This window comes from Mesonia phycicola (assembly GCF_900141885.1).
In the GTDB taxonomy this organism is placed as follows: Bacteria; Bacteroidota; Bacteroidia; order Flavobacteriales; family Flavobacteriaceae; genus Mesonia; species Mesonia phycicola.
Map to the genome: position 1 here is coordinate 130,469 of NZ_FQYY01000004.1, position 13,978 is coordinate 144,446.

Consider the following 13,978-nt stretch of genomic DNA (forward strand, 5'->3'; position numbering starts at 1 on the left):
TAGCCTATAAATTTTAGAACCGAATGATTACTGCTAAAAATATTCATAAATATTATGATGATTTACACGTTTTAAATAATGTAAATCTAGCGATAGAAAAAAGTGAAATTATATCTATTGTTGGCGCTTCTGGTGCGGGAAAAACTACTTTACTGCAAATTTTAGGTACTTTAGATTTTGCTGCAAAAAACAAAAACTCTTCGTTAAAGATTAATGATATTGAAGTGTACCATTTAAACAAAAATGAGCTTGCAGCTTTTAGAAATAAGCACATTGGTTTTATTTTTCAATTTCATCAATTACTACCAGAGTTTACAGCCTTAGAAAATATATGTATACCAGCATATATAAATAAAACTGAAAAAAGTGTTGCTGAAAAAAGAGCGGTAGAATTATTAAGTTTTTTAGGCTTAGAGCATAGAAAAAACCACAAACCATCTGAACTTAGTGGTGGTGAGCAACAACGTGTTGCAGTTGCAAGAGCACTAATTAATAATCCAGAAATTATTTTAGCAGATGAACCTTCTGGTAATTTAGATTCTGAATCTGCAGAAAATCTTCATCAATTATTTTTTAAGTTAAGAGAAGAATTTGGGCAAACGTTTGTTATTGTTACTCATAACAAAGACCTTGCTAATATGGCCGATAGAAAACTTACTATGGTAGACGGCTCTATAGTGTAAATCTGTAGTTATGCTTTTAATTTTTATTAGTTGGATTTATATTTTTTATGCAGCTACTGTTTGGGGAATTACATTTAATAATCTATTTAAATTAAAAGAAAACAACCACCTTATTACTCAAATATTAGGCTTATTTTCTATTACCATAATCACAGCTATTTCTTGTTTTTTTACTTCTATAAACATTGGTTTTTATATTGTTTTTTTTCTTGCTAGCTTACTGCTTGCATACTTTAAAAGAAAACAATTAAAAATATATATTACCAATTTAAAAATTAGGTTTTTTAATTTAAGTAAACCTCTACAAATTGCTTTTTTTATTTTTAGTTGGTTGTGTTTAGCACAAGCCTCTACTCTGCCTTATATAATTGATAATGAATCTTATTACCTGCAAACTATAAAATGGTTAAATGAGTATGGTTTTGTAAAAGGATTAAGTAATTTACATTTATTTTTTGCACAAACCAGTGGTTGGCATATTTTACAAAGTGCTTTTAATTTTTCATTTTTAACAAACAAATTAAATGATTTAAGCGCATATATTTATTTTTTAGTTGCTTTTTATTCTTTTGAAAAAATCAACTTAATTTTTAAAGAAAAATCTATACAAATAGCTCATTATTTTATAGCTATAGTTCCGTTAGTGAGTGTTTTATTTTTTCAATTTATAAGTTCACCTTCACCAGATATTCCTGTTTTTCTATTCAGTTTTCTAATATTTTATAAACTGCTCAAAAACTGGAACAATTTGTCTATTACAGATTTTAAAAACATCACTTTTATTTGTTTTTTTATTTTATTAATTAAAATTAGTAGTGTTTACATTGTTTGTATACCAATTATACTTTTAGCAGCTAATTATCAGAAATTTAAAAAATCTCTAGTTACATTGTTTAGTGTAGGTTTATTTGTGTTAGCTATATTTATAGGTAAAAATCAATGGTTAACGGGTTACCCTTTATTTCCTTTACAAACTTTTAAATGGCTAACTTCAGATTATAGTATACCAGAGGCTTATCAGTCTTTTTTCTTTAAAACAAATAAGGTTTATGCTTATAAAATAAGTTATTTAGAATATCAAGAACTTAGTATTTTACAGCGTCTTAAAGTATGGCTTAGCTTACCAAAACTTCATGGTGTTTTTAATAAATTAATTTTAGCTCTAATTATTATTTTTCCTTTTTTTATAATTCTGAAGAAAAAAATATACCAACCTCTCTTGGCTATTTACAGTTTGGCTTGTATACAATTGGCTGTATTATTTATAACCTCTCCTCAATATCGTTTTTTTCTAGTCTTTATTTTAACACTTGTAGCCTTATTAATTTTTATAATATTTCAAAAAAAAATATTAATTAAAATAGCATTACCTCTATCATTAATCATTACTTCATTCATTTTACTTTTTCCTTTTAAATTAGATAGCTTTACTACCAATAAATTCACTCAAAACAACAGTAGTTTTAAGCTTAGCTATATTATATTTCCGCATAAAAATTCAAAATACAATTACACTTATCATAAAGAAAAAATAGGCAACTTAAAATACAATAATCCCACTAACCAAGAGTTTTTTTGGATTACAGGAGATGGTGATTTACCTGTAATAAAAAAAGAACAGTTAGAATATTTTAAAAATAAGTACCATTACTATCCGCAATTAAGAACAGGAAATTTAAAAGATGGTTTTTACTCAAAATCTATAGATAATGACTAAAAAAGAACTTAAAGAGTTTTTAAATTATAAAGTAGAACAATATAATCAGCCAGAATTTATTGATTCAGATCCTATTCAAATTGCACATCTATTTAGTAGAAAAGAAGATATTGAAATTGCAGGATTTTTAACTGCAACCATTGCTTGGGGTAACCGTAAAAGTATTTTAAAAAATGCAAAACACTTAATGGAACTAATGGATTTAGCTCCTTATGATTTTGTAAAAAATGCTAATGAAAACGATTTATCTAGGTTAGATGGTTTTGTTCATCGTACATTTAACGATACAGATTTAAAATATTTTGTTCTATCGCTTCAAAATATTTACAATAACCACCAAGGCTTAGAAACAATTTTTACAAAATACTCAACATCTACATCTACACAACAAGCAATTCACGAGTTTAAAAAAGTATTTTTTGAATTACCACACCTTAAAAGAACTCAAAAACATGTGAGCGATCCCTTAAAAAAATCAGCAGCAAAAAGAATAAATATGTATTTAAGGTGGATGGTGAGAGAAGATAATTGTGGCGTAGATTTTGGCTTATGGAAAAATATTTCTTCTGCAGCACTATCCTGTCCGTTAGATTTACATAGTGGTAACATAGCCAGAAAATTAAAACTTTTAAAAAGAAAACAAAACGATGCCAAAGCACTTACAGAATTAGATACTAGTTTAAGAAAGCTAGATAAAAATGACCCTGTAAAATATGATTTTGCATTGTTTGGAATAGGTGTTTTTGAGAAAGACTTCTAATTGCTTTTTTTTTCTTAATTTTACGTTAAAATCTATTTTATATGATTATACCAAAGACACCTTTAAATGAGGTGAAAAGGCTTAAAGCTCTCAAAAATTTAGGCATTTTAAATACAAATCCAGAACAAGAATTTGATGATTTGGTTGCTTTAGCTGCTTTGGTATGTAATACACCAGTGTCTCTTATTACCTTTATTGAAGAAAAAAGACAATGGTTTAAAGCTAAAATTGGTACAGATTTGTGTGAAACTGATAGAGAAGTTTCATTTTGTGGTCACGCTATCAATAACTCTAATGAGTTAATGATAGTAGAAGATGCTACTAAAGATGAGCGTTTTATAGATAATCCGCTTACCAAATTAATAGATACTCCTGTTATATTTTATGCAGGTATGCCACTAACAGATAAAGAAGGAAACTCTTTAGGTACGCTTTGTGTTATAGATCACAAACCAAAAAGCATTACTAAACATCAACAAAAAGCATTAAAAACTATTGCTAATCAAGTAGTTAAAATGCTAGAACTTAGGGTTAGAAATAATAACTTAAAAATTACCGAAGAAGAATTAAGACAAAAAAATAACTTGTTAAAAGATTTTGCTGGAGTGGTTTCTCATGATTTAAAAATGCCACTCACCAATATGATTATCACTGCAGATATTTTAAAAGAAAAGTATAGTGAGCAATTAGATAACAAAGGAAAGCAATACTTAGATTACTTAAAACAATCTTCTTTTGCCTTAAGTGATTATATAACAAAAATTTTAGCACACTATGAAACTGATGATTTAAGTAAAAAAGATCTTAGAGAAACATTTGACATTCATCATCTACTAGAAGAAATTATAGATTTATTTAATATTAAAGAAGATTGTGAAATTAATTTTCCAGAAAATAATATTGATATCTACTGTAATCGAGTAGCGCTTGAACAAATTTTACTTAACTTATTAGGTAACAGCCTAAAATACAACGATAAAGATAAAATAATTGTAGATATAGAGTGTATTGAAAATAGTAAATACTACCAATTTACAATTAAAGATAATGGTATAGGCATACCTAAAGAAAAACAAAATAATATTTTTGAGCTTTTTTCTACCGCTAATCAATTAGACAGAAACGGAAAAAAAGGAAATGGTATTGGGCTATCTACTGTTAAAAAAATAATTAATAATATGGGTGGTGAGATTTCTGTTAACTCTAAATTAGGTAAAGAAACCACCTTTACATTTACCATTAAAAAAAATGTTGTTAAGAAAACTGCATAATAGTTTCTATTTTCAAATTTACTTTAACTTTCATTTTCTATATTTGAATACCTATAGAAAATAAAGAATGCTATTTAAAAATCCAGAATTACTTTACGCTTTATTTTTACTGGCAATACCTATCATTGTTCATTTATTTCAGTTAAGAAGATTTAAAAAAGAACAATTTACCAATGTAAAGTTTTTAAAAAAAGTACAATTACAAACTCGCAAAAGTTCTAAAATAAAAAAATGGCTTACCCTTTTAGCTAGAATTTTAGCATTAACCTGTATAATTGTTGCATTTGCTCAACCTTATTTTCCTGCTAGCAACCAAACATTACAAGAAAAAGAAATGGTTATTTATTTAGATAACTCATTTAGTATGCAGCAAAAAGGGAAAAATGGAGAACTACTTAAAAAATCTGTTCAAGATTTACTTACACAAATTCCTTCAGAAAATAAATTCACACTTTTTACCAATAACAACGTTTATAAAGACATCACTATTACAGACATAAAAAGTGATTTACAAAAAATAAACTACACCTCTACTCCAACCAATTTTAAAACCACTTATTTAAAAGCTCAAAATCTATTTAGTAAAAGAAAAGAAGTTTTAAAAAAGTTTGTTGCTATATCAGATTTTCAGCAACAAGATGTTAAAGAGGTTGTATTTAGTGACCAGATAGAAAATACAGCTATACAACTTGTGCCAGAAAATAGTTTTAATATAAGTATAGATTCTGTTTTTGTTAAAGAGCAACACTTAGACCATATAGAGTTACAGGTGAATGTATCTAGCAATTCTCTATCAAACCAGCTTTTTCCGGTTAGTTTATATAATAACAATACTTTATTAGCAAAAAGTAGTGTTAGTTTTGAAGAAAAAAATACCGCAAATGCTTTATTTAGTATTGAAAATAAAGAAGCCATAAACGGAAAATTTACAGTAAATGATAATAGTTTACAGTATGATAATTCTCTTTACTTTTCTCTTCAAATAAATGAAAAAATAAAAGTTACCGCCATTAATGGTAATAAAAGTGAGTTTTTAAAAAAGATTTACACCAATACAGAATTTGATTTAATTTCTGTTGAAGAAAATCAAATTAATTACAATCAGCTAGAAAATCAACACCTTATTATTCTAAACGAACTAAAATCTATACCCAATGGACTAAATTCTATTTTATCCAAGCACATAGATAATGGTGGTTATTTAACAATTATACCAATTGAAAATATAGATCAAAATTCTTATCGTAGTCTTTTAAATACGTTAGGGGTTAATAGTTTTGGTAACAAATTAGAAGAAGAATTAAAAATAACTACAATTAACTTTTCACATCCGCTTTATAAAGAGGTATTTAATCAAAAAATTAAAAATTTTGATTACCCAAAAGTGAATAATTATTATGCGTTATATTCTACTTCTAGTCAAATTTTAAGTTTTAATAATGGATTGCCATTTTTAAAAGAGCAAAATCACGTTTATTTATTTTCTTCAGCAATAAATAAAGAAAATAGCAATTTTAAAAATTCGCCATTAATTGTACCTACATTTTATAACATAGCAAAACAAAGCATACAACTACCTAAGCTTTACTATGTTAGCAATAAAACAAACACTGTAGAAATTTCTGCAGTTTTACAAGAAGACGAAGTGATAAAAGTAAAAGATAGCAGTTTCACTTTTATACCACTACAAAAAAGGTATAGCAATAAAGTAGAATTAACTTTTGTAGAAGAACCCAAAAAAGCAGGTAATTATAGTTTAAACACTAATAATGAGCTTTTAAAAAATATTAGTTTTAACGAAGACAGAAAAGAAAGTGAACTTACCTATGCAGATCTTTCTTCTTATAAAAATTTAAAAACCAATAACTCTATTACTAATTTCTTTACACAAGAGATTAATGCTAATGAAATGAACCTTCTTTGGAAATGGTTTGTTATTTTTGCATTACTATTTTTAGTGATTGAATTTTTACTCTTAAAGTATCTAAAATAAAAATTGATTAATGAAAATCCTTATCAAATCTGCCACAATTGTCAATTCAGAAAGTAAATACCACCAACAAAAAGTAGATATACTACTAAACAATGGTAAAATTGAAAATATAGGTGAGGAAATTTCTACACAAGCAGATAAAACTATAGAATATAACAACTTACACGTATCTTTAGGTTGGTTTGATAGTAGCGTGAGTTTTGGTGAACCTGGTTATGAAGAAAGAGAAACACTAGATAACGGAATTAAAACTGCAGCAAAAAGCGGTTTTACTTCTATTGCTGTTAACCCAATAACTAATCCTGTTTCAGATAATAGTACTGCTATAAAATACCTAAAAAGCTATCAAGGTAAGTATGGAGTAAACCTACACCCGGTTGGAGCGCTAACTATAAAAAGCGAAAGCGTAGATTTAGCAGAATTGTATGATATGAAAAATGCAGGAGCTGTATCTTTTTCAGACGTTAAAACACCAATAAAAAACCCTAATCTTTTAAAAATTGCCCTGCAATACGCGCAAAACTTTGACGGCTTAGTACAATCTTTCCCTCAAGAAAATGCAATTGCAAGAAACGGAAGTGCACACGAAGATTATCACAGTACATTATTAGGTTTAAAAGGAATACCTTCTCTAGCTGAAGAATTACAAATTACTAGAGATTTATTTATACTAGAATACACAGGGGGTAAATTACACATCCCAACTATATCTACGGCTAAATCTGTAAAACTAATTAAAGAAGCTAAGAAAAAAGGCTTAGATATCACTTGTAGTGTAGCTATACATCAGCTAATATTTACAGATGAAAAGCTGCAAAATTTTGATGCTAATTACAAAGTAATGCCACCTTTAAGAACTAATAGTGATATTAAAGCATTAATTACTGGCTTAAAAGACGGTACTATAGATATGGTGACTACAGACCATACCCCTATTGACATTGAACATAAAAAAGTAGAATTTGAAAATGCTTCTTACGGTACTATTGGTTTAGAAACTGCATTTGGCGCTTTAAACACAATTTTTACTACAGAAAAAACTATTGAGTTACTTACAAAAGGACAGGCTAGATTCGGTATCAAAAAACCAAGTTTAGAAATAGGAGAAAATGCAGATTTCACCTTATTTAACCCTGATGGTAAACATACTTTTGAAAAAGAAAATATAATTTCTAGCTCTAAAAACTCTATGTTTATTGGGCATTCACTTAAAGGAAAAGTTTACGGAGTTTTTGCAAATAACCAACTAACACTCTCTTAATTAATGACCACATCAGAAGAAATAAAACACGGAAAATCTAATGCTATTGTTGCTTATTTTACAATTATTGGGTGCATTATAGCCATATTTATGAATATGGAAAGTAAAAACAAATTTGCTAGCTTTCATATTAAACAAGCATTAGGTATTCATATTCTTTATTTTTTACTATTAGCTTTAGTTAGTGGTTTTAATAGTTGGTTAATTACTTTCTCTTTTTGGCTATTTGTATTTATACTTTGGGTATATGGCTTTATTGGTGCTTTACAAGGTAGAAAAACAATTATTCCACTAGTTGGAGAGTATTTTCAAAAATGGTTTAATAAACTAGCGTAAAATGACAACAAAAAATCTTTCTTTAGAACATATTGTAAAAGCTTCTTCTCTATCAGAAAAAGCTCCGGTTATTATTATGCTTCACGGTTATGGTAGTGATGAAAATGATTTATTTTCTTTTGCTACAGAGTTACCTGAGAAGTACTTAATTGTTTCAGCTAAAGCTCCATTACCTATGCAACCATACGGTAATGCTTGGTATGAAATTAATTTTGATGCTGCTCAAAATAAATTTACAAATGATGAGCAAGCTGTATTTTCTAGAGATTTGATTGCAAAATTTATTGACGAAGTAGTAACTAACTACCACGCAGACCCTAATAATGTTACACTGCTAGGCTTTAGCCAAGGGGCTATTTTAAGTTATGGTGTAGCCCTTTCTTATCCAGAAAAAGTGAGCAAAGTTATAGCGCTTAGTGGCTACATACACCCTCCTATTTTTAAAGAAGGTTACGAGAATAATAATTTTTCTGAATTAAAAATTTACGGCTCTCACGGTACTGTAGACCAAGTTATACCTATAGATTGGGCTAGAAAAAACAAACCATTTATAGATAATCTTGGTATTAACTACACATATTCTGAGTTTCCTGTTGGGCACGGTGTAAATCCACAAAACTTTATGGAATTTAAAAAGTGGTTAGAAGAACATTAATTACCGTATAAAAAACCATCATTTAACTCAAAAGTAATAGAGCCATCTTCTTCTACAAAATAGTTGATTAAGGCTTCTCCCCAATAGGTACCATCTGTAAATTCAATCATCACCCATTTGTGATTAATTATTTGCATACCGTTAATACGCATAAAACCTTTCATACCACTATAAGGTACTAACCTGTTATCTGCAGATGCTTTGTTTTCAGAAAAAATCTTAGTTTGTAATAAAGTTTTAAACTCTTCAATATTATAGCCTAAATCTTCAATATACATTCTTGCCTTTTCATCATTATCTATAGTAAAATTATTTGAAGAGCTACTAGACTTTAAAGCTATTAAAGAGTCTTGAATAACACTAGCTTGTTCAATTTTTTTATCTAAATTCTGAATTATTTTTTGTTGAGCTTCAAATGTCTTTTTTACGTTAGCATACTGAAAAACAATATACAACAACGCAAAAATAAACAGGTACATAAAAATTTTATTCTTCATTAGATTGTAATTTTTAAATTATCATATGCCAAAAAAACATTAGTTGGCAACTCTTTTTCTACATCTTTATGAAAGCCTAATAAATGACTAACGTGAGTTAAATAAGCTTTTTCTGGATTAACTTTTTTTATAAATGCTAAAGCTTCTTCTAAATTAAAATGAGATAAATGAGGTTCTTTTCTTAAAGCATTTACAGTAAGTACTTTTACACCTTTTAACTTTGCTATTTCTTCTTCTGCAATGGTTTTTGCATCTGTTATATAAGCAAAGTCTCCAAATCTAAATCCGTAAACTTGTAATTTATGATGTAAAACATTTACAGGTATAACCTCTAAATTTCCAATTTTAAAAGGATTATCATTAATTTCTTTTACATCTAAAGATGGTGCACCCGGATATTTATTCACTGTTTCAAACACATAGTCAAAACGTTTTTTAAGTGCCTTAATCACTCTTTGGTGGGCATAAACAGATATATCTCCTTGTTTAAAGTAAAAAGGTCTTACATCATCTAAACCTATAATATGGTCGTTATGCTCGTGAGTAAATAAAATACCATCTATTTTAGAAACATTATTTGCAAGCATTTGCTGTCTAAAATCTGGACCACAATCTACTACATAAGTAAAATTGTCCCACTCTACTAAAATAGAAACGCGTAAACGTTTATCTCTAGGGTCATTACTTAAACATACGGGGTGATCACTTCCTATAATTGGAATTCCTTGAGAAGTACCTGTACCTAAAAATGTAATATCCACAGTATATTTTTCTTACAAAAGTAATTATATTTTTTTGTTTAAACGTCAATTCACTACCTTTGATACAGTTTAATAATCACACAACATAAATCTCTAAATTGATATGCCAATTACTATCATGGGCGACAGGGAATTTGAAAATGTTCCTTCTATAAAGAGTAAAGCTCTGCGCATTAATTTAAATGAAAATATTTACGGCACATTTGCAGAAATTGGCGCAGGTCAAGAAACTGTAAGAAACTTTTTTAGGGCTGGTGCCGCCTCTGGTACCATTGCTAAAACAATGAGTGCATATGATAAAGATTTTAGTGATGCTATTTATGGGATTGAAGATGATAAAAGATATGTTACTGAAGCTCGTTTAAAGAAAATGCTTTCTCATGAAATGAGATTGATGGAAGAGCGTATGGATAGAAAAAAACATCCTAAAAAACTCTTTTTTAGCTTTGCTAACACCGTAGCTACCATAGATTTTGCTAAAAAATACAAAGGTCACGGCTGGGTTGGTATACGCTATCAAGTAAAACCAGATGAAGATTATAATGAAATTAGCCTTCATATTCGTTTTAAAGAAAATGATGCTAGACTTCAACAAAACACCTTAGGTATTTTAGGGGTTAATTTAATTTATGGTGCTTACTATAAATACGATAATCCTAAAAAACTATTACGTTACCTATACGATCATATAGACAAAGATCAAATAGAAATTGATACTATTAACTTTTCTGGGCCTCGTTTTGAAGAAGTTGATAACCGTTTAATGAGTTTACAGCTTGTAAAAAACGGAATGACAGAAGCTGTTATGTTTGCTCCAGATGGAAATAATGTTTTACCTGCTAGAGTACTTTACAAGAAAAATGTATTGGCTCTAAGAGGTAGTTTTAGACCAGTTACCAAAGTAAACATGGATATTTACAAAAACGCTATGGACCTTTTTAAAAGGGAAAATAGAGTGGAAGAAGATAATACCATTTGTGTTTTTGAAATCACACTTTCTAACTTAAGATCTGAAGGTGAAATTGACGAGCAAGACTTTATGGCTCGAGCAAAATTACTTTGTGCATTAGGGCAAACAGTAATGATTTCTAACTTTCAAGAATATTATCGAGTAGTTGAATATTTTTCTCGTTATACAAAACAACGTATGGGCTTAGCTATGGGCGTTAATAACCTTGTTGATGTATTTGATGAGAAATATTACCGCCATTTAAGTGGAGGTATACTAGAAGCTTTTGGTAAATTATTTTTTAAAGATTTAAAAGTATACTTATACCCTCTTAAAGATAAGAAAACTGGTAAAATTACAGATAGCGATAATTTAAAGGTACACCCACGTATGAAAGAATTATATAAATTCTTTAAATACAACGGTAAAGTAGTAGATATACAAGATTACGATCCTACAATAATGGATATTTTCTCTAGAGAAGTGCTACAACTAATTTCTGAAGGTAAAGATGGTTGGGAAGAAATGTTGCCACCAGAAACTACAGAAATGATAAAAAGTCAGAACCTTTTTGGTTATGCTAAAAACAAAATGATACAACAAAACTTAGACTAAAAAATTATAACCTAAGTTTTGTACAAAAAAAAAGGAGTTTCAAAAGAAACTCCTTTTTTTATAAGTAATATAAAATTTAAGATCTAGTAATTTTAGCTCCTATTTTTCTTAATCTACCATCAATATCTTCATAACCTCTATCAATCTGTTCTATATTATGAATTGTAGAAGTTCCTTTAGCAGAAAGTGCTGCAATTAATAAAGATATACCCGCTCTAATATCTGGGCTTGTCATTGTAGTTGCTTTTAATTGAGATTCAAAATTATGGCCAATTACAGTAGCCCTGTGCGGATCACACAATATAATTTTAGCTCCCATATCTATTAATTTATCTACAAAAAACAATCTACTTTCAAACATTTTTTGGTGTATAAGTACACTTCCCTTTGCCTGAGTTGCTACTACCAACATAATACTTAATAAATCTGGAGTAAAACCTGGCCAAGGTGAATCACTTATATTCATAATAGATCCATCAATAAAACTTTGTACTTCATACCCATTTTTGTGAGCAGGAATGTAAATATCATCTCCTTTTTTCTCTATAGTTATTCCTAATTTTCTAAATGTATTAGGTATTAACCCTAAATTATCCCAGCTTACATTTTTTATAGTAATTTCACTTTTAGTCATTGCCGCTAGTCCAATCCAAGATCCAATCTCAATCATATCTGGTAAAATAGTATGCGTACAACCACCTAACTCTTTTACGCCTGTTATTTTAAGCATATTAGAACCTATACCATCTATCTTCGCTCCCATAGAAACCAACATTTTACAAAGTTGTTGTAAATATGGCTCACAAGCTGCATTGTAAATAGTTGTTTCTCCTTCTGCATGCACTGCTGCCATAACAATATTAGCAGTACCTGTTACAGAAGCTTCTTCTAAAAGCATGTAAGTACCTTTTAGACCTTTTGGAGCTTCTACTCCATAAAAACGTTCTTCTTTATTGTATCTAAATTTAGCTCCTAATTTAATAAAACCTTCAAAATGGGTATCTAATCTTCTTCTACCAATTTTATCTCCTCCTGGACGTGGTATATAACCTTTACCAAATCTTCCTAAAAGCGGACCAACAATCATAATAGAACCTCTAAGGCCACTACCTTCTTCTTTAAATTGTTCGCTTTCTAAATAATCTAAATTTAAAGCGTCACTTTTAAAACTATAACTTCCTTTACCTAATTTTTGAATTTTTACACCTAGGTTACTTAAGATTTCAATTAATTTATTGACATCTCTAATATCTGGGATATTATTAATTGTAACGGTATCATTAGTTAAAAGTACTGCGCATAAAATTTGAAGCGCTTCATTTTTAGCACCTTGAGGTTGAATATCTCCTTTTAAAGAGTGACCTCCTTCAATTTGAAATGTAGCCATAATTGGTTAAAATATTAATAGCGCTTACGCCCTCTATTATTATTGTTATTTTTTGATTTTTTGTGTGGTGATTGTTTGTAACTAGAACTGCTACTTTTTCGTTTATTTCTTAATAGATCTGAAGCATCAGATAGATCTTCTTCTTTTTTATTAAGGTTAAATTTACCGTCACTCAACTCGTATAAATGATTAAAAATTACTTTATCATCTACGGTGTCTCTATTCCAGTTTAAATAGCATTTTTTCATATGATTGGCAATAGTATATACTAAACCTTCTCGTAAAGGGCCTTCTTCTAGTTTTATTGCTTCATCTATCATTCGCTTAATATTGTTTCCGTAGAAACGATATTTAGGAAAATTTTGAGGATATGCTAATGGGTCTGGAGCCTTTTGCAGTTCTTCTCTAGAGGGTTTTGGGTAAGGTGATTCTACATCTAATTTAAAATCACTTATCATAAATAATTGATCCCATAATTTGTGTTGAAAATCTGGCACGTCTCTTAAATGAGGGTTTAAATTACCCATTACTGCTATAATAGATTTTGCTACCTCATTACGCTCCTTATCATCTTCTATGCTTACAGCATGCTCAACCATTTTTTGAATATGTCTTCCATATTCAGGAATGATTAATTTGCTTCTCTCTGAATTATATTCTAAATCGTATATCAAAACTGAAGTTTACTAAATTTTAGTTATTAGGTTATTTGTAGTTGCCATAACCTTGTTAGCGCAAAATAACAAATTAAATTGAAGGATTGTTAAAAAAAAGAATAATAAATGGTTAAAGAGAGATTACTCCTTCTATTTTATTACCAACTTCTTTATATTTTTCTATTACGTGCTCTGCATTATTCATTTTCACATTAATAGATATACTAGTGTATTTGCCTTTAGAAGATTGTTTTGTATGAATTACAGCCCCCATATTATCAAAAATGTTTTCTAGTTCTGCTATCTTTTGATTATCTGAAGGAACTATAAATTTGTAAAGATATTCACTTGGCCAAGTGGTGCTTTCTTCTAACTTATCACGGAGTTTACTATAAAATTCTTCCGGATTTTGATTTATACTCATAAAATGCGTTCTT

14 protein-coding genes are annotated in these 13,978 nt (G+C 28.8%); 9 read left to right on the forward strand and 5 right to left on the reverse strand.

Annotated features, from left to right (window positions below):
* Window positions 1–23: 23 nt before the first annotated feature.
* From BUC03_RS06860 to BUC03_RS06895, 8 genes are all read left to right on the forward strand, one after another.
* A complete protein-coding gene (locus tag BUC03_RS06860) occupies window positions 24–683 on the forward strand; it encodes an ABC transporter ATP-binding protein (protein ID WP_073149636.1) in 660 nt (219 codons plus the stop codon).
* Window positions 684–693: 10 nt separating this feature from the next.
* Window positions 694–2,400 carry a DUF8201 family protein gene (locus BUC03_RS06865; RefSeq protein ID WP_073149638.1) on the forward strand — a complete coding sequence of 569 codons (1,707 nt, stop codon included), beginning with the start codon at window positions 694–696 and terminating at the stop codon, window positions 2,398–2,400.
* On the forward strand, window positions 2,393–3,160 hold the full coding sequence (locus BUC03_RS06870; RefSeq protein WP_073149640.1) for a TIGR02757 family protein: 768 nt from the start codon (window positions 2,393–2,395) through the stop codon (window positions 3,158–3,160). Before BUC03_RS06865 ends, BUC03_RS06870 begins: the two co-directional genes overlap by 8 nt.
* Window positions 3,161–3,201: 41 nt before the next feature.
* Complete coding sequence (locus BUC03_RS06875; protein WP_073149642.1) at window positions 3,202–4,431, forward strand: sensor histidine kinase; 1,230 nt, start codon at window positions 3,202–3,204, stop codon at window positions 4,429–4,431.
* A gap of 67 nt (window positions 4,432–4,498) precedes the next feature.
* Window positions 4,499–6,424, forward strand: coding sequence for a BatA domain-containing protein (locus BUC03_RS06880; RefSeq protein WP_073149644.1), 1,926 nt, complete (start codon window positions 4,499–4,501; stop codon window positions 6,422–6,424).
* Between the two features lie 10 nt (window positions 6,425–6,434).
* Window positions 6,435–7,685 (forward strand): dihydroorotase, encoded by a 1,251-nt coding sequence (locus BUC03_RS06885; protein ID WP_073149646.1) that lies wholly within the window; start codon window positions 6,435–6,437, stop codon window positions 7,683–7,685.
* A 3-nt stretch (window positions 7,686–7,688) separates the two neighbouring features.
* Window positions 7,689–8,021, forward strand: coding sequence for a DUF4870 domain-containing protein (locus tag BUC03_RS06890; protein ID WP_073149648.1), 333 nt, complete (start codon window positions 7,689–7,691; stop codon window positions 8,019–8,021).
* Window position 8,022: 1 nt separating this feature from the next.
* On the forward strand, window positions 8,023–8,676 hold the full coding sequence (locus BUC03_RS06895; protein ID WP_073149650.1) for an alpha/beta hydrolase: 654 nt from the start codon (window positions 8,023–8,025) through the stop codon (window positions 8,674–8,676).
* Here the strand turns inward: BUC03_RS06895 and BUC03_RS06900 are convergent.
* A complete protein-coding gene (locus BUC03_RS06900) occupies window positions 8,673–9,173 on the reverse strand; it encodes a hypothetical protein (protein WP_073149652.1) in 501 nt (166 codons plus the stop codon). The two genes, BUC03_RS06895 and BUC03_RS06900, sit on opposite strands and share 4 nt — an antisense overlap.
* Window positions 9,173–9,934 (reverse strand): MBL fold metallo-hydrolase, encoded by a 762-nt coding sequence (locus BUC03_RS06905; RefSeq protein ID WP_073149654.1) that lies wholly within the window; start codon window positions 9,932–9,934, stop codon window positions 9,173–9,175. Before BUC03_RS06905 ends, BUC03_RS06900 begins: the two co-directional genes overlap by 1 nt.
* A 103-nt stretch (window positions 9,935–10,037) precedes the next feature.
* On the opposite strand from BUC03_RS06905, the gene BUC03_RS06910 reads away from it, so the two are divergent.
* Window positions 10,038–11,498, forward strand: coding sequence for a nicotinate-nucleotide adenylyltransferase (locus tag BUC03_RS06910; protein WP_073149656.1), 1,461 nt, complete (start codon window positions 10,038–10,040; stop codon window positions 11,496–11,498).
* 76 nt (window positions 11,499–11,574) lie between these two features.
* On the opposite strand, the gene murA is transcribed toward BUC03_RS06910, so the two are convergent.
* The 3 genes from murA to BUC03_RS06925 all read right to left on the reverse strand — a co-directional run bounded on the left by murA (window position 11,575) and on the right by BUC03_RS06925 (window position 13,965).
* Window positions 11,575–12,885, reverse strand: a complete 1,311-nt coding sequence (gene murA, locus BUC03_RS06915; RefSeq protein WP_073149659.1) for a UDP-N-acetylglucosamine 1-carboxyvinyltransferase — start codon at window positions 12,883–12,885, stop codon at window positions 11,575–11,577.
* A 14-nt stretch (window positions 12,886–12,899) separates the two neighbouring features.
* Window positions 12,900–13,559: a DUF4290 domain-containing protein gene (locus BUC03_RS06920; RefSeq protein ID WP_073149661.1), complete on the reverse strand. Its 660-nt coding sequence runs from the start codon at window positions 13,557–13,559 to the stop codon at window positions 12,900–12,902.
* A gap of 112 nt (window positions 13,560–13,671) precedes the next feature.
* Window positions 13,672–13,965 (reverse strand): DUF493 family protein, encoded by a 294-nt coding sequence (locus BUC03_RS06925; protein WP_073149663.1) that lies wholly within the window; start codon window positions 13,963–13,965, stop codon window positions 13,672–13,674.
* Window positions 13,966–13,978: the final 13 nt, after the last annotated feature.

Bases quoted from the DNA above. Each gene is read 5' to 3' on its own strand.
- BUC03_RS06910 (WP_073149656.1), top strand. From the start codon at position 10,038: ATGCCAATTACTATCATGGGCGACAGGGAATTTGAAAATGTTCCTTCT.
- BUC03_RS06875 (WP_073149642.1), top strand. From the start codon at position 3,202: ATGATTATACCAAAGACACCTTTAAATGAGGTGAAAAGGCTTAAAGCT.
- BUC03_RS06890 (WP_073149648.1), top strand. From the start codon at position 7,689: ATGACCACATCAGAAGAAATAAAACACGGAAAATCTAATGCTATTGTT.
- BUC03_RS06895 (WP_073149650.1), top strand. From the start codon at position 8,023: ATGACAACAAAAAATCTTTCTTTAGAACATATTGTAAAAGCTTCTTCT.
- BUC03_RS06900 (WP_073149652.1), bottom strand. From the start codon at position 9,173: ATGAAGAATAAAATTTTTATGTACCTGTTTATTTTTGCGTTGTTGTAT.
- BUC03_RS06880 (WP_073149644.1), top strand. From the start codon at position 4,499: ATGCTATTTAAAAATCCAGAATTACTTTACGCTTTATTTTTACTGGCA.
- BUC03_RS06925 (WP_073149663.1), bottom strand. From the start codon at position 13,965: ATGAGTATAAATCAAAATCCGGAAGAATTTTATAGTAAACTCCGTGAT.
- BUC03_RS06885 (WP_073149646.1), top strand. From the start codon at position 6,435: ATGAAAATCCTTATCAAATCTGCCACAATTGTCAATTCAGAAAGTAAA.
- murA (WP_073149659.1), bottom strand. From the start codon at position 12,885: ATGGCTACATTTCAAATTGAAGGAGGTCACTCTTTAAAAGGAGATATT.
- BUC03_RS06865 (WP_073149638.1), top strand. From the start codon at position 694: ATGCTTTTAATTTTTATTAGTTGGATTTATATTTTTTATGCAGCTACT.
- BUC03_RS06860 (WP_073149636.1), top strand. From the start codon at position 24: ATGATTACTGCTAAAAATATTCATAAATATTATGATGATTTACACGTT.
- BUC03_RS06870 (WP_073149640.1), top strand. From the start codon at position 2,393: ATGACTAAAAAAGAACTTAAAGAGTTTTTAAATTATAAAGTAGAACAA.